The organism is Streptomyces sp. NPDC048192, assembly GCF_043202415.1.
In the GTDB taxonomy this organism is placed as follows: Bacteria; Actinomycetota; Actinomycetes; order Streptomycetales; family Streptomycetaceae; genus Streptomyces.
Genome location: NZ_JBIDAL010000014.1, coordinates 234,643 through 253,150, shown reverse-complemented (window position 1 = coordinate 253,150; position 18,508 = coordinate 234,643). Strand labels below are relative to the sequence as shown.

At 72.2% G+C, this 18,508-nt stretch carries 18 protein-coding genes; 9 read left to right on the top strand and 9 right to left on the bottom strand.

Translation table 11 applies throughout. The annotated features are described in order from the left end of the window. Positions 1 to 293 precede the first annotated feature (293 nt). From ACGFZN_RS29145 to ACGFZN_RS29130, 4 genes are all read right to left on the bottom strand, one after another. Entirely contained in the window at positions 294 to 1,403 is a 1,110-nt protein-coding gene (locus ACGFZN_RS29145; RefSeq protein WP_393861441.1) for a hypothetical protein, read from the bottom strand. After that, the gene (locus ACGFZN_RS29140) at positions 1,403 to 2,065 is read right to left on the bottom strand and encodes an RNA polymerase sigma factor (protein ID WP_393861440.1); all 663 of its coding nucleotides are present in this window, start codon (positions 2,063 to 2,065) and stop codon (positions 1,403 to 1,405) included. The genes ACGFZN_RS29145 and ACGFZN_RS29140 overlap by 1 nt, the downstream gene beginning before the upstream one ends. A gap of 289 nt (positions 2,066 to 2,354) precedes the next feature. After that, on the bottom strand, positions 2,355 to 3,071 hold the full coding sequence (locus ACGFZN_RS29135) for a hypothetical protein (RefSeq protein WP_393861439.1): 717 nt from the start codon (positions 3,069 to 3,071) through the stop codon (positions 2,355 to 2,357). A 160-nt stretch (positions 3,072 to 3,231) separates the two neighbouring features. After that, positions 3,232 to 3,864 (bottom strand): RNA polymerase sigma factor, encoded by a 633-nt coding sequence (locus tag ACGFZN_RS29130; RefSeq protein WP_393861438.1) that lies wholly within the window; start codon positions 3,862 to 3,864, stop codon positions 3,232 to 3,234. Positions 3,865 to 4,257: 393 nt separating this feature from the next. Between ACGFZN_RS29130 and ACGFZN_RS29125 the strand changes: the two genes are divergently transcribed. Next, entirely contained in the window at positions 4,258 to 6,882 is a 2,625-nt protein-coding gene (locus ACGFZN_RS29125; RefSeq protein ID WP_393861437.1) for an FG-GAP-like repeat-containing protein, read from the top strand. Between the two features lie 468 nt (positions 6,883 to 7,350). Here the strand turns inward: ACGFZN_RS29125 and ACGFZN_RS29120 are convergent, their stop codons facing one another. From ACGFZN_RS29120 to ACGFZN_RS29110, 3 genes are all read right to left on the bottom strand, one after another. Next, complete coding sequence (locus tag ACGFZN_RS29120; RefSeq protein ID WP_393861436.1) at positions 7,351 to 7,737, bottom strand: hypothetical protein; 387 nt, start codon at positions 7,735 to 7,737, stop codon at positions 7,351 to 7,353. 162 nt (positions 7,738 to 7,899) lie between these two features. Beyond that, complete coding sequence (locus ACGFZN_RS29115) at positions 7,900 to 8,463, bottom strand: hypothetical protein (RefSeq protein ID WP_393861435.1); 564 nt, start codon at positions 8,461 to 8,463, stop codon at positions 7,900 to 7,902. Between the two features lie 92 nt (positions 8,464 to 8,555). Next, the gene (locus ACGFZN_RS29110; protein WP_393861452.1) at positions 8,556 to 10,169 is read right to left on the bottom strand and encodes a glycoside hydrolase family 20 protein; all 1,614 of its coding nucleotides are present in this window, start codon (positions 10,167 to 10,169) and stop codon (positions 8,556 to 8,558) included. Positions 10,170 to 10,363: 194 nt separating this feature from the next. On the opposite strand from ACGFZN_RS29110, the gene ACGFZN_RS29105 reads away from it, so the two are divergent. From ACGFZN_RS29105 to ACGFZN_RS29070, 8 genes are all read left to right on the top strand, one after another. Then, positions 10,364 to 10,918, top strand: a complete 555-nt coding sequence (locus ACGFZN_RS29105) for a 2-oxo-4-hydroxy-4-carboxy-5-ureidoimidazoline decarboxylase (protein ID WP_393861434.1) — start codon at positions 10,364 to 10,366, stop codon at positions 10,916 to 10,918. Positions 10,919 to 11,042: 124 nt separating this feature from the next. Then, complete coding sequence (gene sdhC / locus ACGFZN_RS29100; protein ID WP_330338202.1) at positions 11,043 to 11,423, top strand: succinate dehydrogenase, cytochrome b556 subunit; 381 nt, start codon at positions 11,043 to 11,045, stop codon at positions 11,421 to 11,423. A 5-nt stretch (positions 11,424 to 11,428) separates the two neighbouring features. After that, a complete protein-coding gene (locus ACGFZN_RS29095; protein WP_393861433.1) occupies positions 11,429 to 11,911 on the top strand; it encodes a succinate dehydrogenase hydrophobic membrane anchor subunit in 483 nt (160 codons plus the stop codon). 19 nt (positions 11,912 to 11,930) lie between these two features. Continuing rightward, entirely contained in the window at positions 11,931 to 13,685 is a 1,755-nt protein-coding gene (sdhA, locus tag ACGFZN_RS29090; protein ID WP_393861432.1) for a succinate dehydrogenase flavoprotein subunit, read from the top strand. Further along, a complete protein-coding gene (locus ACGFZN_RS29085) occupies positions 13,685 to 14,464 on the top strand; it encodes a succinate dehydrogenase iron-sulfur subunit (protein WP_393861431.1) in 780 nt (259 codons plus the stop codon). The genes sdhA and ACGFZN_RS29085 overlap by 1 nt, the downstream gene beginning before the upstream one ends. Positions 14,465 to 14,567: 103 nt before the next feature. Continuing rightward, entirely contained in the window at positions 14,568 to 14,978 is a 411-nt protein-coding gene (locus tag ACGFZN_RS29080; RefSeq protein ID WP_393861430.1) for a VOC family protein, read from the top strand. 38 nt (positions 14,979 to 15,016) lie between these two features. Beyond that, on the top strand, positions 15,017 to 15,763 hold the full coding sequence (locus tag ACGFZN_RS29075; RefSeq protein WP_393861429.1) for a TetR/AcrR family transcriptional regulator: 747 nt from the start codon (positions 15,017 to 15,019) through the stop codon (positions 15,761 to 15,763). Positions 15,764 to 15,853: 90 nt separating this feature from the next. Further along, positions 15,854 to 16,462, top strand: coding sequence for a Uma2 family endonuclease (locus ACGFZN_RS29070; protein ID WP_393861428.1), 609 nt, complete (start codon positions 15,854 to 15,856; stop codon positions 16,460 to 16,462). Here ACGFZN_RS29070 and ACGFZN_RS29065 read toward each other — a convergent pair whose 3' ends face one another. Both ACGFZN_RS29065 and ACGFZN_RS29060 read right to left on the bottom strand, forming a co-directional pair. Beyond that, a complete protein-coding gene (locus tag ACGFZN_RS29065; RefSeq protein WP_393861427.1) occupies positions 16,463 to 18,007 on the bottom strand; it encodes an ABC transporter substrate-binding protein in 1,545 nt (514 codons plus the stop codon). 236 nt (positions 18,008 to 18,243) lie between these two features. Further along, positions 18,244 to 18,483 (bottom strand): SCO4848 family membrane protein, encoded by a 240-nt coding sequence (locus ACGFZN_RS29060; protein WP_393861426.1) that lies wholly within the window; start codon positions 18,481 to 18,483, stop codon positions 18,244 to 18,246. Between the last annotated feature and the right edge of the window lie 25 nt (positions 18,484 to 18,508).

Here is an 18,508-nt window from a genome sequence, read left to right as displayed (position 1 = left end):
AACCGGGGGGGGGCGTGGGGGCGGGGGGGGGGGGCCCCGGGGGCCGGGGGGGGGGGGGGGGGGGGGGGGGGGGGGCGGGGGGGGGGCCCCCGGGGGGGGGGGGGGGGGGGGGGGGGGGGGGGGGGGGGGGGCACGGGGCCCCCCCCGCGCCAGGTGCACGAGCCGTGGGTACGGGGGGAACCCCGGCTCAGTGCGACGGCCGATGACCAGTCGGCTCACTCAGTACTGCGTACCGGGCCCCGAAAACGTCACACCCCGCGCGGAGAATTTTTTGGGACCAGGGAACGCGCAGGTCAGAGCGCTGTGTAGGTCGGGCTGGGGGTCGGGCCGAGGGTGGTGGTGCGGGTGGGGGCGACTGCGTGGTGCCCCTTGCCGTTGCCCTGGCCGTCACCCTTGCCGTTGCCCTGGCCGCCGCCCTTGCCGTTGCCCTGGCCGCCGCCCTGGCCCGTGCCGTGGCCGTCGCCGCCGCGGCCGGGGTTGCCCTCGTCGTCGCCGCCCTGGCCGTTCTCGTCGCCCTTGCCCTTGCCGTTGCCCTTGCCGTTTCCGCCGTCGCCGTTCGCGGCGCCCTTGTCGCCGCCCGTCGCGTCCTCGCCGGAACCGGCCGTGGCCAGGACGGCCTTGCAGTACCCGCTCACCCGGGAGCTGCCGCCGGCCAGGTTCTCCAGGGCGCGGCGGCGGGCGGAGTCGAGTTCCTTGCCGGCTCTGAGGTCGCGGCAGGCGGCGGTCGCGTCCTTCCACCGGTTGCCGGAGGCGCCGGTGGGGGCGCCGGAGCCGGAGGGGCTGTTGGTGCCGGTACGCCCGTCCGGTCCCGCGGCCTCGCCGGAGCCGCCGCGGGACGCGCCCGCGCTGCCGCTCGGCACGCCGGGCCCCGGGGACGTGCCCGCGGTGCCCTGCGGCGAGGCCGGGGACAGCGGTGCGCCGGAGGTGCCGTCGGCGGAGACGGAGGCGGCGGGTCCGGGGCGCTCGGGCGCGAACGGCGTGGGCAGGATCCCGGTCCCGGCGGCCATGGCGACCCCGCCGACCGCGCCCACGGCCACCACGGCGGCGAGCGCCAGGCGCACCGGGCGGCCCCAGAGCGGGCGGCGGGCCGGGATTCCGGAACGGGCCGGGGCGCCGATGCGGACCAGGCCGGCGTCGGCACCGTGAACGCGCGAGCCGGCGGCACGGGCGGCGGTCCGCTCGGCGTCGGCGGCCTCGCGGGCCTTGCGGAACGCGGCCAGGGCGGCCTGCTCACCGGGGAGTTCGCCGGGGGCGGGGACCGCCTCGGCGGACAGCGCGCCGAGCGCCGCGGAGAGACGTTCGGCCTGGTCACGGGCAGAGGGGTCGACGGCTTCCAGCGACTCACCGCGCAGCAGGCGTTCCGCCGTCTCACGGTCCAGCCACTTGTACTGCTCGTCGGCCATCACATGTCCTTCTGCGTCCGCGCACGCGTATCCGTCACAGTTGCGGACGACACCGCGCCGCGGCGCGGTTCTCGCTGGGGTGGGAGCGCGCCGAGCACGCCCGCCGATTCCGGATCGTCGCCGAGCAGCTCGGCCAGCCGTTTCAGACCGCGGTGCGCCGCGGTGCGTACGGCGCCGGCGCGCTTGCCGAGGGTCTCGGCGGCGCTCTTGGCGTCGAGGCCGACCACGACGCGCAGGACGACCGCCTCGGCCTGGTCCTGCGGGAGCCGCGCGATGAGGGAGAGGGTGCGGTCGGTGGTCAGGGCCTCGATGGCCTCGCCGGCCGTGTCGGACTCGGCGGGCCGGCCGGTCAGTTCCGTCTCGTCGCCGCCTATGGCGGGGCGGCGGCCGCGCATGCGTATGTGGTCCAGGGCGCGGTTGCGGGCGATCCGCGCGGCCCAGCCGCGGAACCGGTCGGCGTCTCCGCTGAACCGGTCGAGGTCACGGGCGATCTGCAGCCAGGCCTCCGAGGCCACGTCCTCGGCGTCGGCATCACCGACGAGTGTGCGTACGTATCCGAGCAGCCGTGGATGCACCGCGCGGTACACAGTACGGAACGCGGTCTCGTCCCCGTCCTGTGCCGATCGCACCGCGGCGGTCAGCTCCGCGTCGTCCCCCAGCACCTGACTCCCTTTACGCCTGATTTCCGGTCGGCGCGAAAGGCACGTTACGGCGTGAAACCGCTCTTCGTCCATGTCCGTAGAAGATGCAACTAACTCGTGACCAGGTATGGATGTGCGCAGGGTGAGGACAGGTGGTGGCCGGGTGTGACAGAAAAGCCACGCACGGCGCTGTAGAAGATACGGGCCGTGCGCGGCCCGACCGCGCGACGGCCGGGGCCTCTCCTGTGGGGGGTGGCGGCCCCGGCCGTTGCCTTTCCCGGGCTACGCCCCTCGGGCGACCGGACTTCGGTCAGCGACCGTTCGCCGCCTTCGCCTTCCGGCCTCCTGCGGCCGGGCTCGGCCCGGACGTCCCGTGGTGCGTCCCGTTTCCGGTCGTGGCGTGCGTCACCGCGGCCGCGCAGCAGGCGGCGACTTCGTTCTCGCCGCCCGCCTCGGTGACGAGTCGCTGCCAGGCCGTCGAGGCCGGCGCTCCGGCCCGCGCGTAGGCACGGCAGCGGGCGGCCGTGTCCCGGGCGCCGACCGGACGGTGCGGGCGCGGGGAGGGGGTGCCCGCACGCCCGCCGCCGGTTGCGGTGGACGCTCCGGGTGCGGCCGGCGGGAGTGGGGTGCTCGCCGATGGCCGGGCCGGTCGCGGGGTGTCCGGGTGGCCGACGTGGCCGGGAGCGGCGGAGCCGATCGCCGCGGCGGCGATGCCGCCCAGCGCGAGGCTCGCCAGCGTCACAAGGAGCGCGGTCTTCCACGGCAGCCGGACACGCCCCGGTGCCGCGCGCCGCCAGTCGTCCCGGCGCCGGGTGCGCAGGCGGGGCGCCGGTGTCTCGCGGGCCGCGCGGAAGGCGGCCACGGCCCGGCGCTCGGCCTCGGCGTCGGCACCGCCGCCGCGCAGGGCGGCACCGAGCCGTGCCTCGAAGTCCGGGTCCCCGTGCGTGGGGCCGGGGGCGGGGAGGGCGCCGCCGGGGTGCGCGCGCCGGCGTCCCGGGGTCCCGTCGCCGCTGTGCCGTTCGCCCATGCCCGTCCCTGTTCTCGTCCGCCGTACCACCGGGAGCCCGCGCCGGCCCGGAACCGGCCCCCGCCCAGCCCGGCGCGGAGCCGGATCACCGGCGCCCCCAGGTCCCGTACGGCCCCTGGATCACCACCGCCCTATGAATACGGCTCCCGCGCGCTGCCGTTCATGCCGGTTCGCCCGGCCTCCGGGGGCCGTCGTCCGGGGCCGACCTGCCGTGCGGGTCGGGGGCGCCCAGATGGCGGGCGAGACGTTTCAGCCCGCGGTGGGCGGCGGTGCGGACGGCGCCGGGGCGTTTGCCGAGGACGCGTGCGGCGGCGGGGCCGTCGAGGCCGACGACCACCCGGAGCAGGACGGCCTCGGCCTGGTCGCGCGGCAGGCTGCGCACCAGTTCCAGCGCCCGTTCGGTGGACAGCGTCTCCAGGGCCTGGTCGTGGGTGCTCAGCGGGCCGGGCACGTTCAGCGCGTCCTGCTCCAGGGGCGCGGCCTGCGGCCGCACCCGCAGGCGGCGCAGATGGTCCAGGGCCCGGTGCCGGGCGATGGTCGCCGTCCAGCCGCGGAAACCGGCGCCGTCTCCCCGGAACCGGCCCAGGTCGCGGGCGATCTCCAGCCAGGCGTCGGAGGCCACGTCCTCGGCGTCGTCGCCGACCAGGCCGCGCAGATAGCCGAGCAGACCCGGCTGCACCAGCCGGTAGGCCACCGCGAAGGCAGTCTCGTCGCCGTCCTGGGCCCGCGCGACGGCCGCGCCCAGCTCCCCGTCGTACGCCTGCCGGCGGCGGGGTTCCCCTCCGTGGCCCAAGAACCGTCCTCGTCCGTACCCAGCCCAGGACCCGTGCCCCCGCGCACCGAGTCCACGTCGTGCGACACGGCCGCACGTGCTCCATGTCCCACGGTGATCAGCGCCGGGGCTCACAGATGTGTCACAGGCGGCGGTCCGCCCCGCCCGGCGGCACGGCCCGGAAGAGTGCGCCTCGGAGCGGGCAATCCGCCTTCCCCGTACGCCCGTTGGCGGCCGGGTGAAGCGGTCCGGTGATGTTCGCGCGGGCCTGTGCGCTGTGTAAGTGGCGTCGCCTGTGCCTGGTGGTGCCATCGTGTTCATCGTCTAGGGGTGGGATCAGTGAGTCCTCGCAGGACCCGTGTGTACAAACCGCTGAGTCTGAAGAGACGGGCGTGGCTGACGGCCGGAGCGGTCGTGCTGAGCGGTGCCGGCATCGTCACGTATGCGATGGCGGACCCGGCGGCGCAGTCCGGCGGCAAGGGGCAGAGCCGCAGGGCGGCCGTCCACACGCTGAAGCTCGAAAGCCGCGGTGCGGGCCGCGCGGGACTGGGACAGAAGGACACGGACCGCTTCAGCGCGCTGCTGCTGACCTGGGACGACGCCCACGCCAAGGCCAAGGGCACGCCCGAGGTGCGCACCCGCGACCGGGAGAGCGGCACGTGGTCCGGATGGCAGAAGCTGCCCGAGGACCCGTACCAGGCGGACGGCGCGGAGGCCGCGCGCCCCGGCGCCGCGCGGGGCGGCACGGCCTCGCTGTGGACCGGTGACTCCGATGGCGTCCAGGTGCGCCTGGTGAACGCCGACGGCACCGAGGCGGGCGGCCAGCCGAAGGGCATGGACGTCCGGCTCCTCGACCCCGGCACCGACCCGGCGGGCGGCCCGAAGCCGGCCGCGTTCGCGGCGGACGTCACCCCGACGGCGACCGACTCGACGTCCGCCTCGGCCGCGGAGACGGCGACGGCGACGGCGACGGACACTCCGACGCAGACACCGGCGGACACGCCGACGCCGGCCGACTCCACCTCGGCGTCCACCACCCCGTCCCCGACGGACTCCGCGTCGACGACCGTCTCCCCCACCCCGACCAGCACGGTCCCCGCGCCGCGGCCGTCCACGGTCGCCAAGCCGCCGATCATCACGCAGGCCGAGTGGGGCGCGTCCACGGACTACGACGGCACGCCGAGCTACGGCACGGAGATCAAGGCCGCCGTCATCCACCACACCGGCGTCGACAGCGACAACACGCTGTCCTGCGCCGACTCCCGGGCCCGGATGCGCACCATCCAGCAGGAGCACTTCTCCCGCGGCTACTACGACATCGGCTACAACTTCGTCGTCGACCGCTGCGGGCAGATCTTCGAGGGCCGCAGCGGCGGGATGGACCTGCCGGTCGTCGGCGCGCACGACATCGGGTTCAACACGAACACGGTCGGCATCTCCTACATCGGCAACTACATGACCGCCCAGCCCTCGCGGGCCGCGCTGGACTCGATCGCGCGGATCGTGGCGTGGAAGTTCGGGATGTACGGCATCGACCCGACCGGCAAGGTCACGCTGACCTCGGGCAGCCCCAAGGGCCAGGACGGCAACCTGATCCCGCAGGGGCAGCAGATCACGCTGCCGCGGGTCTTCGGCCACCGGGACACCAACTCCACGCTGTGCCCCGGCGACAGCCTCTACAAGAAGCTGCCGCTGATCGCCACGCTCGCCAAGTCCCCGGGGATCTCGCACGCCCTGCCGACCTCGGACGTCGACCGCGACGGCCTGCCCGACCTGGTCGCCGGCACCCCGAAGGCCAACTCGGTGACGGTGGTGCCGGGCGGCGTGAACGGCCCGGCCACGGCCAGGAAGATCACGCTCACCCAGAACAGCGCGGGCGTGCCGGGTTCCACCGAGGCCGGTGACAACTTCGGCGCCGCCACCGCCTGGGGCGACGTCAACGGCGACGGCTACGCCGACCTCGCGATCGGCGCTCCCGGCGAGGACGACACCAGCGGCCACGCCGACCGCGGCTCGGTCACGGTCATGTACGGCCCATCCCTCAACACCGGTTTCTCCTACACCACCTCCGGCAGCGTCACGGCGACCGGAGCCAAGCTGGGCTCGACGGTCGCGGTCGGCGACTTCAACGGCGACGGCAAGGCGGACGTGTTCAGCGCGGGCACGGGCAAGGGCGGCAACTGGAACGTCCGGCTGACGGGCGGCGCCACCACCTCCGGCACGCTCACCACGGCCACCGGTTCCGTGGCCTACCTCGACGCCGCCACCGGTGACTTCAACCGGGACGGATACCCCGATGTCGCCCTCAACTACCGTGACGCGGGCGGTGTTTCGCGGGTGGTCCGGTTCGCGGGCTCGGCGAACGGGCTGACCAAGCAGGGCGTGCTCAGCGTCAAGGGCGGCCGGTCGATCGCCGCGGCCGACTTCAACTTCGACGGCTACGACGACATCGTGATCGGCCAGCCGTACACCTCGGAGTCCGGCGCCTACAAGGGCGGCCAGGTGACCATGCTGCTCGGCACCTCCACCGGGTTCACCACCACCGGCATGAAGACGATCAACCAGGACACCAGCGGGGTGCCCGGCGCGGCCGAGGACGGCGACGCCATGGGCTGGTCGGTCTCCGCGGGCGACTACAACGGCGACGGCTACCCCGACGTGCTGGCCGGCGTCCCCAACGAGGACATCACCCGCGACGGCGTGAACCGCGTCAACGCCGGTCAGGTGCTCCTCCTGAAGGGAAGCGCGACCGGGATCACCGGCACCGGCGCGACCGGGATCTCGCAGGACACCTCGGGCGTCCCCGGCTCCACCGAGAGCGGCGACCAGCTCGGTACGGCGGTGTCGCTGACCGACCTGTCCGGGTACGGGCGGGCCGACCTGACGCTCGGCGCGGGCGGTGAGGACGGCGGCGACGGCATCCTCATGTACCTGCCGAGCAACAGCTCCGGCCTCGGCTACACGCAGACCGCGGTCCTCGGCAAGACGACCCTCGGCACACCCACCGACGCGGCCCTGGGCTCCACCCTGACACCGTGACGCTCCCGGCCGGAACCCGCCGCACATGCGGGTTCCGGCCGGTGAGTGGCAGCCGACCGCTTCGGCGGAAGCCTGCCGGTTCGGCGGAAGCCTGCCGGTTCGGCGGAGCCCGGCCGTTATGGCGCGAGCCGGCCGGTCGGCGGGTCCCGGCCGGTTCAGCGGAAGCCGGTCACGTCGGTGCCGGTTCAGCCGGCCCCGGCCACTCGGCGCGAGCCAACCGCGTCGGCGGAAACCTGCCGGTTCGGCGGGGCCCGGCCGTTATGGCGCCAGCCGACCGCTTCGGCGGGTCCGCGGCCGGTTCAGCGGAAGCCGGTCACGTCGGTGCCGGTCCAGCCGGCCCCGGCCACTCGGCGCCAGCCAACCGCGTCGGCGGAAACCTGCCGGTTCGGCGGGTCCCGGGTCGGTCGGCGGGAGCCGGCCGCTGGGCGGGAGCCTGCCGGTTCGGCGGGGCCGGTGAGCCGGCGCCGGTCAGTGGGAGCCGGTCGCGTCCCGGCAGAGCAGGCGGAGCGAGCCGTGGCCCTCGTAGGCGCGGCGGGCCTCGTCCAGGGGGTCCCAGAGGCGGCCGTCGGGGGTGCGCACCCAGTGGTCGCCGCCGCTCGTCCACCACTCGGCGCCGCTCTGGCGGACGATCACTTCGCCCGCGTAGGCGCCGAAGCCGCGCAGCGCGCTCTCGACGGCGGCGTACGGCGGTCCCTCGCGGCGTATCTCCTCGATCATCCGGTCGAGCCGCCACAGGCTCTGCGCCGAGTAGTCGAGCCGGATCCGGGCGCCCTCGCGCATCGTCGCCACCGCGTCCGCGGCCCACCGCACGGGCTTCGCCGCCGCGTGCGGCCTGGTCTCCTGCTGTGCTGTCACGTACTGGGCTGTCACATAGGGAAGAGCGAGGCGGCCCGCTCCGGCGTCACCGGGTTACCGGGCGTTTCGCCGAACGTGCCGAAGTGCCCCACATCCACCGCACGACAGTCACAGGACTCGCCCACGGCAGGGGGTTTGACCGGCGCCGGACCGCCGGGGCGCTCAGCCCCCGGTCCCCGACTCGTTGCGCTCGCGGCGGGACACCACCGCCCGCAGCACCCGCCGCCCCTCGGTGGACAGGTCCAGCGCGCGGCGCAGCCCCTGCGTGCCGTGCGCGGCCAGCAGCTCCAGCACCGCCGTCTGGCGCCGCAGCTCGGCCGCGACGAGGGGAGGCAGGTCCGCCGTGTCACCGGCGCGCCCGGCGTCGATGCCGTCCGCCGGGGCACCGTCCGCCGCGGGGTCGAGCAGCCGGTGGATGCGCAGGGAGGCGACCGAGCAGGCGTCGGCCCACTGCCGTACCGCGTCGGCGGTGCGCTCGGCCGGGGCCGCGTCCAGCATCCGGCGGGCGAGCAGCGCGGCCTCGCCGTCCGGCTCCCCGGCGGGGACGGCGGCGCGCGCCTTCTCAAGGCCCGGTGTCCAGTCGGAGCCGTCGGCGAGGCTCGCCCACAGGGGCCGCAGCACCTCGTCGTCGGCGCCGAGCAGCGGCAGGCACCGATCCAAACAAGCCAGCCCACCGGCGGCCAGTCCACGTTCGTCGGCCTGTGCGATCAGTTCCACCAGGCTCATGAAATGTCTCCCTCGCCGGGGCGCCGACCGTTACGGAGCCCGCACTTCCCTTTACTGCGTGAGACGGCGCGGGAGTGTCACAGTGACTGTTTTCAGCCAAGCCGGTTGGCGAGGTTCTGGAAGTCGGTCCAGGACAAGGGGGGCGTGTCCGGGTACCAGAGCTTCTGCACGGTGGCCCGCAGCGGCATCCGGATCCCGGCCGCGACCTGGGCCTCGGTCTGGGCGCCCGGGAAGTCGCACCACACCGCGAAGGAGCCGCCGGGGATCTGCCCGTCGTACTGGGCCGGGACGGCCGTCGTGCCGCGCAGCACCCGCGGGTTCCACTGCTGGTAGATCCGCTGCCCCGTCGGATAGACGAAGGTCTGGGGCTGGCCGAGGACGTAGTAGAGGAACTCGTCGTTGTAGTTCAGCACCTTGCGGCCCGCGCTCAGGTACTCCACCGGCTGCCGGGCGCCGATCTCCTTGCCGGTCCAGTACGCGACCTGCAGGTCCTTGGCCGCCTGCACGGAGGTGCCGCGGTAGAAGCCGTCGTTCCAGGCCCGCATGGTCCTGCCGTGGGCGCGGACGGTGTTCGCGCGGTCGTTGAGCCAGCCGGTGGCGAGGTCGGCGACGGTGCCGCCGGCGCCGTACTTCTGCCGGGCGGCGGCCGCGAGCTGCGGGTAGGAGGCCCCCGGGTCCTTCACGGTGAGCGCCTGGTACTCGTCGCCGCCGAGATGCCACTGGCTGCCGGTGAACAGGCCCGCGTACTCGTTCAGCAGGTCGTCGACGAGCTTGGCGGAGGCCGGCTTGGAGATGTCGATCGCGCCCTTGGTGACGACCCCGGAGGCGTTGCGCAGCCGCAGGTCGGGGTGGGCGGCGAGGACGGCGCCCAGGTGTCCCGGCGAGTCCAGCTCGGGCACGACGGTGATGTGCCGGCTGTCCGCCAGGGCCACGATCCTCCTGACCTGCGCCTTGGTCAGATGATCCGGGGAGACGATCTCGGGGTGGGTGCTGGACTCGATCCGGAACGCCTGGTCGTCGGAGAAGTGCAGCCCCAGCTCGTTGAACTTCAGGTCCCCCAGCTCGCGGATCCGGTCCTCGATCCAGGTCTCGGAGAAGGGCTTGCGCGCGATGTCCAGCATGAACCCGCGCACGGGCTTGGCCGGTTCGTCCCGCACGACGCCCTCGGGGGCCGTGCCGCCGCCGTGGACCTCCTGCTTCAGGGTCCGGGTGCCGTAGAAGACGCCGGCCTCGCCGGGCCCGCTGATGTCGACCCGCCCGTCGCGGACGGTCATGGTGTACGACTCCTGGTTCCCGCCGCCGCCGAGCGCGAGCCGCACGTCGCCCGCCCGCACGTCGTCCTTCTCGCCCGCGTAGGCGAGCCCCAGCTCACCGGCGATCAGCCGGCCCTCGTCGGCCAGCTCGGCGTCGCTGACGACCACCCGGTCCGCCTTCGCTGGCTTCCAGCCGGGTCCGCGCGCCGCCGTGTGGGAGCGCACCGCGGGGATCGTGCGCGGCGCCTGGGACAGCGGATAGGACCGGGTGGTGCCGGCCCGGGGCGTGGCCGCCGTTCCGGGGGAGGTGCCGGTCACCCGGCCGGACGGCGTCCGCGCCGGCGCCGCGCCGCCGTCCGGCTCGCCGCCGCCCGAGGAGGCCCATACGCCGATCCCCGTGCCGAGCGCGACGGTCCCGACGACCGCGGCGGCCACCACCGCCCGCTTCCGCATCGCCTGCTGCGCCGGAGCACGGCGCCTGTGCTGGGTCACCCCGCCAACGTACGACCGATCCGCGCGTCACCCGTCATCCGAAGGCTCCGAAACTCTTCCGTCCGGGTGAATTTCCGGTACCTCAGCGACACACAGTGACCACTCTCGATAACCTGACGACACACATTTCACAGCATCCCCTGCCACGCCACACAGTGACGCGAGGACCCACGCTGGCCGCCCACCGCCTCCCCTCGATCCCCAGGCCCCTCGACGCCTTCAACGCGGCTCCCGCCGACGAGGCCCGCGCGCTCCTGCTGCACTGCCTGCGCAGCCTGCGCTGGGCGCACCGCGTCGCGGACCACCGCCCCTACCCGGACCTGGACTCCCTGCTGGCCGCGGCGGACGAGGCGGCGTACGATCTGTCGCCGGCGGATCTGGGGCAGGCCCTGGCGGGGGAGACCCTTCCCGAGCTGCCGGCGGACGCCTACTCGGCCGCCCACATGGCGCTGAGCGCGGCCCACGCGGCGTACGAGGCCCGGTTCGGGCACGCGTTCGTCATCTACCTGGGCGATGCCCCGCCGGACGAATGCCTCGACCGGGTCCTGGAGGCCATCCGGTCACGATTGACGAACGATCCCGAGGAGGAGCGGGTGACGGCGGCGGACGAGCTGCGGCGGCTGGCGAGGGCGAGACTCGCGGCCTCGCTCCGGGGGGCGCTCCCGCATCGCCGCTCCCCCATCCGGTGCCAATTTGATCACACCAGGTAGGCCCCCGGTAAAGCACGCCGCGGGGCCTCGCTACGATGCTGGGGGCCGGTGGACCGTACCCGGCCGGGCCCGACCGACACCGAAGCCGGCGCGGCCCTAGTCCCCGCTCCCGGAGGGTTCTTCCGTGCCGGCTGGAACGCTGTACCGCGGCCGGGAAGGAATGTGGTCCTGGGTGGCTCACCGAGTCACCGGCGTCCTCATTTTCTTCTTCCTGTTCGTTCACGTGCTGGACACCGCTCTCGTGCGTGTCTCCCCCGAGGCCTACGACAAGGTCGTGGCCACGTACAAGACGCCGATCGTCGCGCTGCTGGAGTACGGCCTCGTCGCCGCCATCCTCTTCCACGCGCTCAACGGCCTGCGCGTCATCGCCGTCGACTTCTGGTCGAAGGGCCCGCGCTACCAGAAGCAGATGTTCTGGGCCGTGATGGGTGTCTGGATCGTGCTGATGCTCGGGGCGATCTACCCGGTCCTCGGCCACGCCGCCCGTGTCCTGTTTGGGAGCTGACGCCGATGTCCACGACTGAAACCCCCGCCTCCGGAGTCGGCCCCGTCGAGGGGACCGCCGGCTACTCCGTCGACAACCCGGCCCCGCTGATCGAGGCGCCGCGCAAGCGGACCAAGAAGTCCCCGAAGTCGACCCGGGGCAACTTCGAGCTGGCGGCGTGGCTGTTCATGCGCCTGTCCGGCATCGTGCTGGTGATCCTGGTCATCGGCCACCTGCTGATCCAGCTCGTGCTGGACGGCGGCGTGTCCAAGGTCGGGTTCGCCTTCGTGGCCGGCCGCTGGGCGTCCCCCTGGTGGCAGGTCTGGGACCTGCTGATGCTGTGGCTCGCGATGCTGCACGGCGCCAACGGCCTGCGCACGGTCATCAACGACTACGCCGAGCGGCCGGCGTCCCGCATGTGGCTGAAGGCACTGCTGTACACCGCCACGGTGTGGACCATCCTGCTGGGCACGCTGGTGATCTTCACCTTCGACCCGAACATCCGCTAGGCACGGGGCTGCGAGAACTATGAAGATCCACAAGTACGACACCGTCATCGTCGGCGCCGGCGGCGCGGGCATGCGCGCCGCCATCGAGGCCACGAAGCGCAGCCGCACCGCCGTGCTGACCAAGCTCTACCCCACCCGATCCCACACGGGCGCCGCGCAGGGCGGCATGGCCGCCGCGCTCGCCAACGTGGAGGAGGACAACTGGGAGTGGCACACCTTCGACACGGTCAAGGGCGGTGACTACCTGGTCGACCAGGACGCCGCCGAGATCCTGGCGAAGGAGGCCATCGACGCCGTCCTCGACCTGGAGAAGATGGGCCTGCCGTTCAACCGGACCCCGAACGGCACCATCGACCAGCGCCGCTTCGGCGGTCACTCCCGCAACCACGGCGAGGCCCCGGTCCGCCGGTCCTGCTACGCCGCGGACCGCACCGGCCACATGATCCTCCAGACGCTGTACCAGAACTGCGTCAAGGAGGGCGTGGAGTTCTTCAACGAGTTCTACGTCCTGGACCAGCTGATCACCGAGGTCGACGGGGTCAAGCGCTCCGCCGGTGTCGTCGCCTACGAGCTGGCGACCGGTGAGATCCACATCTTCCAGGCGAAGGCCGTCATCTACGCCTCCGGCGGCTGCGGCAAGTTCTTCAAGGTGACCTCCAACGCGCACACCCTCACCGGTGACGGCCAGGCCGCCGTCTACCGCCGGGGCCTGCCGCTGGAGGACATGGAGTTCTTCCAGTTCCACCCGACCGGCATCTGGCGCATGGGCATCCTGCTCACCGAGGGCGCCCGCGGCGAGGGCGGCATCCTGCGCAACAAGGACGGCGAGCGCTTCATGGAGAAGTACGCTCCCGTCATGAAGGACCTGGCGTCCCGCGACGTCGTGTCCCGCTCCATCTACACCGAGATCCGCGAGGGCCGCGGCTGCGGTCCCGAGGGCGACCACGTCTACCTGGACCTGACCCACCTGCCGCCGGAGCAGCTGGACGCCAAGCTCCCGGACATCACCGAGTTCGCGCGGACCTACCTCGGCATCGAGCCGTACACGGACCCGATCCCGATCCAGCCGACCGCGCACTACGCGATGGGCGGCATCCCGACGAACGTCATGGGTGAGGTCCTGGCGGACAACACCACCGTCGTCCCGGGCCTGTACGCGGCCGGCGAGGTCGCCTGCGTCTCGGTGCACGGCGCCAACCGTCTGGGCACCAACTCGCTGCTGGACATCAACGTGTTCGGCCGCCGCGCCGGCATCGCCGCCGCCGAGTACTCGGCGAAGGCGGACTACGTCGACCTGCCGGAGGCGCCGGAGTCCTTCGTCGTCGAGCAGATCGAGCGGCTGCGCAACTCCACCGGCAGCGAGCGGGTGGCGACCCTGCGCCGTGAGCTGCAGGAGACCATGGACGCCAACGTCATGGTGTTCCGCACCGAGCAGACGATCAAGACGGCCGTGGAGAAGATCGCCGAGCTCAGGGAGCGCTACAAGAACGTGGCGATCCAGGACAAGGGCAAGCGGTTCAACACGGACCTGCTGGAGGCCATCGAGCTGGGCAACCTGCTGGACCTGGCCGAGGTCATGGCGGTGTCGGCCCTGGCCCGCAAGGAGTCCCGCGGCGGTCACTACCGCGAGGACTACCCGAACCGCGACGACGTCAACTTCATGCGCCACACCATGGCGTACCGCGAGGTCGGCGCCGACGGCTCGGAAACCGTCCGTCTCGACTACAAGCCGGTCGTCCAGACCCGCTACCAGCCGATGGAGCGTAAGTACTGATGGCTACCCCTGTTCTGGACAAGGAAGAGGCGGCCGGCAAGCCCGAGCCCGGTTTCGCCGACTCCCCCTACATCACGGTCACCTTCCGGGTCCGCCGGTTCAACCCGGAGGTCGCGGCGGAGGCGTCCTGGGAAGACTTCCAGCTGGAGATCGACCCGAAGGAGCGTGTCCTCGACGGCCTGCACAAGATCAAGTGGGACATCGACGGCACCCTCACCTTCCGCCGTTCCTGCGCCCACGGCATCTGCGGCTCGGACGCGATGCGGATCAACGGCAAGAACCGCCTCGCCTGCAAGACGCTGATCAAGGACATCAACCCCGAGAAGCCGATCACGATCGAGCCCATCAAGGGCCTGACGGTCCTGAAGGACCTGGTCGTGGACATGGAGCCGTTCTTCCAGGCGTACCGGGACGTGATGCCGTTCCTGGTCACCAAGGACACCAACGAGCCGACGCGCGAGCGGCTGCAGTCCCCCGAGGACCGCGAGCGCTTCGACGACACCACCAAGTGCATCCTGTGCGCCGCGTGCACGTCGTCCTGCCCGGTGTTCTGGAACGACGGCCAGTACTTCGGCCCGGCCGCGATCGTGAACGCGCACCGCTTCATCTTCGACAGCCGTGACGAGGCGGGCGAGCAGCGCCTGGAGATCCTCAACGACCGTGACGGCGTGTGGCGTTGCCGTACGACCTTCAACTGCACGGACGCCTGCCCGCGCGGCATCGAGGTCACCAAGGCGATCCAGGAGGTCAAGCGCGCGCTGATCACGCGCCGCTACTGATCGTCCCGGCCGTCCCCGAGGGCCCCGCCTCCGATCCTCCGGAAGCGGGGCCCTCGGGCGTTTTTGCCGGGGTTTCCACGCTCCCCGGTTCTAATCTGACGACATGTCAGACGAAGAGTCCTACGAGCTGCTCGGCTTCGACAACGTCCTGCTCCCCGTCGGGGACCTGGAAAAGGCCGTCGAGTTCTACGAGCGGGCCGGGTTCCGGGTGGGGTTCCGGTTCGACGAGGGCGGGATCGCGCTGCTGAAGGTCGGCGCGGAGACGCCGGGGATCCTGCTGCGCCTGGAGGAGGAACTGGGGCAGCGCACACCGCCCTGGCCGGCGCCGCGCGTCTGGCTGGAGGTGCCGGACGCGCGGGTGGCGGCGCGTGAGCTGGCGGCCGCCGGGATCGAGCCGCTGGACGGGGTGTTCCCGGTGGCCACCGGCTGGACCGTGGAGATCGCCGATCCGTGGGGCAACGTCCTCGGCCTCACGGACTACACCAAGCGCCCGGAGCTGGGCCGCCGGGGCTGACCGCGAAGGGCGCCCGGGCCACTGGTTAGGCTCGGCACGTGCCCGCGAAGAACGACGGCCCGAAGGCGGCCGGCTCCCCCAGCAGCAAGTCCGAGCAGACCCGCGCGCTGATCCTCGAGACCGCGATGCGGTTGTTCCAGGAGCGCGGGTACGACAAGACCACCATGCGGGCCATCGCCCAGGAGGCCGGGGTCTCCGTCGGCAACGCCTACTACTACTTCGAGGGCAAGGAACACCTGATCCAGGGCTTCTACGACCGGATCGCCGCCGAGCACCGGGCGGCGGTCCGCGAGGTCCTGGACCGGGAGACCGATCTGGAGGCGCGGCTCGCGGGCGTGCTGACCGTCTGGCTCGACATCGCCCGGCCGTACCACGAGTTCGCCGTGCAGTTCTTCAAGAACGCCGCCGACCCCGACAGCCCGCTCAGCCCCTTCTCGCCGGAGAGCGAGCACGCCCGCGAGCAGGCGATCGCCGTCCACCGGGAGGTGCTGGCCGGGTCGAAGGCGAAGGTCGCGGCCGAACTCAGAGACGTGCTGCCGGAGTTTATGTGGCTGGCCCAGATGGGGCTGGTGCTGTACTGGATCTTCGACCGGACGCCTGACCGCGAGCGCAGTTACCGGCTGGCCCGGCGGGGGGCGAGGCTGACCGCGCGGGGCGTGTCCCTGGCCCGCTTCCGGGTCCTGCGCCCCCTGGTCCTGGAGGTCCACGAGCTGTTCACGGACTTCCTGCCGGGGATGACGAAGGCGCTGCCGGATCCGGGGCGCAGGGGGCGGGAGGGCGAGTGATCACTTCCGGGTGAACGTGCCGGAACGGGACACCCCGGGTTCCGGCTGCCTACGATGATGCTCTCGACACCGGCCCACGGGAGGCACCTGATGTCCGCAGCAGCCGTCGAGCGGCCCCATGGCGAGCGTCCGCTGATCGCAGAGGCCAACCGGCTCATGGAACGCAACCCGGGCTACCGCGTCGAGATCATCGGAGGCCAGATCCTCGTGTCCCCGCCCCCCGACGGACCCCATGGCGATGCCCTGACCGACCTTATGGCGCCCTTCATGGCTGCCGGTCTCCATGGGGCGGAATCGAGACTGATTCAGGGAATCGGCCTCTGGCTGCCGACGGGGGCCGAGGACTACGCGATCCCGGACCTCTCCCTGGTCGACGCCGACTACCGGGACCACTACGTCGAGAACAACTGCTACGACCCCGTCTGCTTCCGCATGGTTCTGGAGGTCACGTCCAGCAACCACCGCACCGACCTCCGCACCAAGGTCGGTGCCTATGCCGAGGCCAAGATCCCTGTCTACGTCATCGTCGACCGCAAGCATCAGCGCCTGCACGTTCTCACGGACCCCGCCGGGGACACGTACGACAACCACCGTCCGCACGCCCCCGGCGAGACCGTCACCCTGCCCGACTCCATCGGCGCCAAGGTCACCCTCGACGTCGAGCGGATCCTCAGGGCCGGGCAGAAGAAGGCCGGCTGATCAGATCCAGGTCAGGCGCCACAGGCGGAAGACGCCGGTGCCGTCGTCCAGGTACTGGCCGCCGCCCACGTCCTCGGTGCTGACCACGTACTCCTTGCGCTGCCACAGCGGGATCAGCGGGACGTCCTGCGCGACGTCCGCCTGGATGTCCCGGAAGTCGTTCGCGGCCCGGCTGCGGTCGGCGTACTGCCGGCTGCCCAGGATGAGATGGTCGACCAGCTTGTTGCTGTACCCGGTGCTCATCGTGGAGCCGGTGCCGACGAGGGCGGCGCCGAAGGTGTCCGGGTCGGGGTAGTCGGCCACCCAGCCGACCGCCCACGCGTCCATCTTCCCGGCGGCCCAGCGCTTCTGGAAGTCGGTCCACTCGTAGCCCTGGACGTCCACCTTGAACAGGCCGCCCGTCTCCAGCTGCCGCTTCAGCGCCGCGGCCTCCTCCTTGCCGGCGCCCCGGCCGATGCCGTAGCCGAAGGTGAAGCGCACCGGCAGGCTGACCCCGGCCTGGGTGAGCAGCTCGCGCGCCTTCTTCACGCTCTGCGTCGGATAGTCGTCGAAGAAGGAGGTGGTGTGGCCGGTGATGCCGGTCGGGATCAGCGAGTACAGCGGGTCGACCGTGCCCTGGTAGACGGTGCCGGCCAGCTCCTCGCGGTTGATCAGCCAGGCCATCGCGCGGCGCACCCGTACGTCGTGCAGCGGCGAGTTCGCGCGGGTGTTGAGGTAGAGGTTGCGGGTCTCGGCGCTGTCGGACTCGCTGACGCGGTTGTCGGGGTCGCTCGGGTTCAGCGCGGACAGCACGTCCGGCGGCAGCGTCCGGGTGGCGACGTCGACCTGTCCGGCCTTCCAGGCCGTCTCGAGCTTGGCGGAGCCGGCGTAGTAGCGCAGCTCGACCGGCCGGCCGGTGCCGGTGAGATAGCCCTTGTAGCGGGCGTTCGGCTTCAGGACGGCCTGCTGGTCCTTGTCGTACGACGCCAGCGTGTACGGGCCGGTGCCGTCCACCGTGGTGCCCTTGCGCAGGGCGTCGGCCGGGTACGCGTCCCTGTCGACGATCGACCCGGCGCCCGTGGCCACCTTCGAGGGGAAGGTGGCGTCCGCGGAGGACAGGTGGAAGGTGACGGTCGTCGCGTTGTCGGCGGTCACCGAGGCGAGGTCGGAGAACAGCGACGCCGGGCCGACATCGGAGTTGATCTTCTTGACCCGGTCGAAGGAGTACTTCACGTCCTCGGCCGTCATCGCGCGCCCGCTCGGGAAGGTGATCCCGGAGCGCAGCGTGCACTGGTACGTCTTCAGCCCGCTGCCCTCGAAGGCGCAGCTCTTCGCCGCGTCCGGGACGGGCTCGACGCCGCCGGGCTCGAAGGTCAGCAGCGACTGGAAGACGTTGCTGAACAGGGCCCAGGAACCGGCGTCGTAGGCGCCCGCCGGGTCGAGGTCCGTGACGGCGTCCGTCGTACCGACCGTGATGGTCTTGTTCTTGTCGCCCTGCGACGGCAGCAGCTGCCAGCCGCCGATTCCCACGACCGCGAGCACGAGCAGTGTCACGAGAACGCGCATGCGAACAGATCGCATGGTGGTGCCCTCCCCAGGCCCCTCACAGGCCCTACCTGGCCAGCACGAAAGCGCCACTCCCCTAGTGGCGCGGCTCACCTAATCACACCTGTTTCAGCCAGCGGAAGGGCTTTCTGACCAGATGTGCAAGAACTTACCGAGGCGTTGTTTTCCCCGGGTTTCACAGTGCCTTCACAGGGGCGGGGGCGCGCACTCGCCGGGTCGCGCGCTCTCGGGTCCGGCTATGACGTCCGGCGCAGTGCGCGCAGACCGCGCAACCCGATGACCCCGATGACCGTCCCCAATACGAAGGAGACGACCGCCAGCAGCAGATGGACCCAGAAGTACGCGGTGGGGTGACCGTCGTGGAAGGCGAGCCCGCTGCTGTCCTTGACCAGGTTCTTGACGAAAGTGACCCAGATGACCCAGGACCACACCCCGAAGGCGAGCAGGAACCAGGAGACCGGGCGGCTGAGCTTCATGAGGACAGTATCGCCGCTCGCCGGT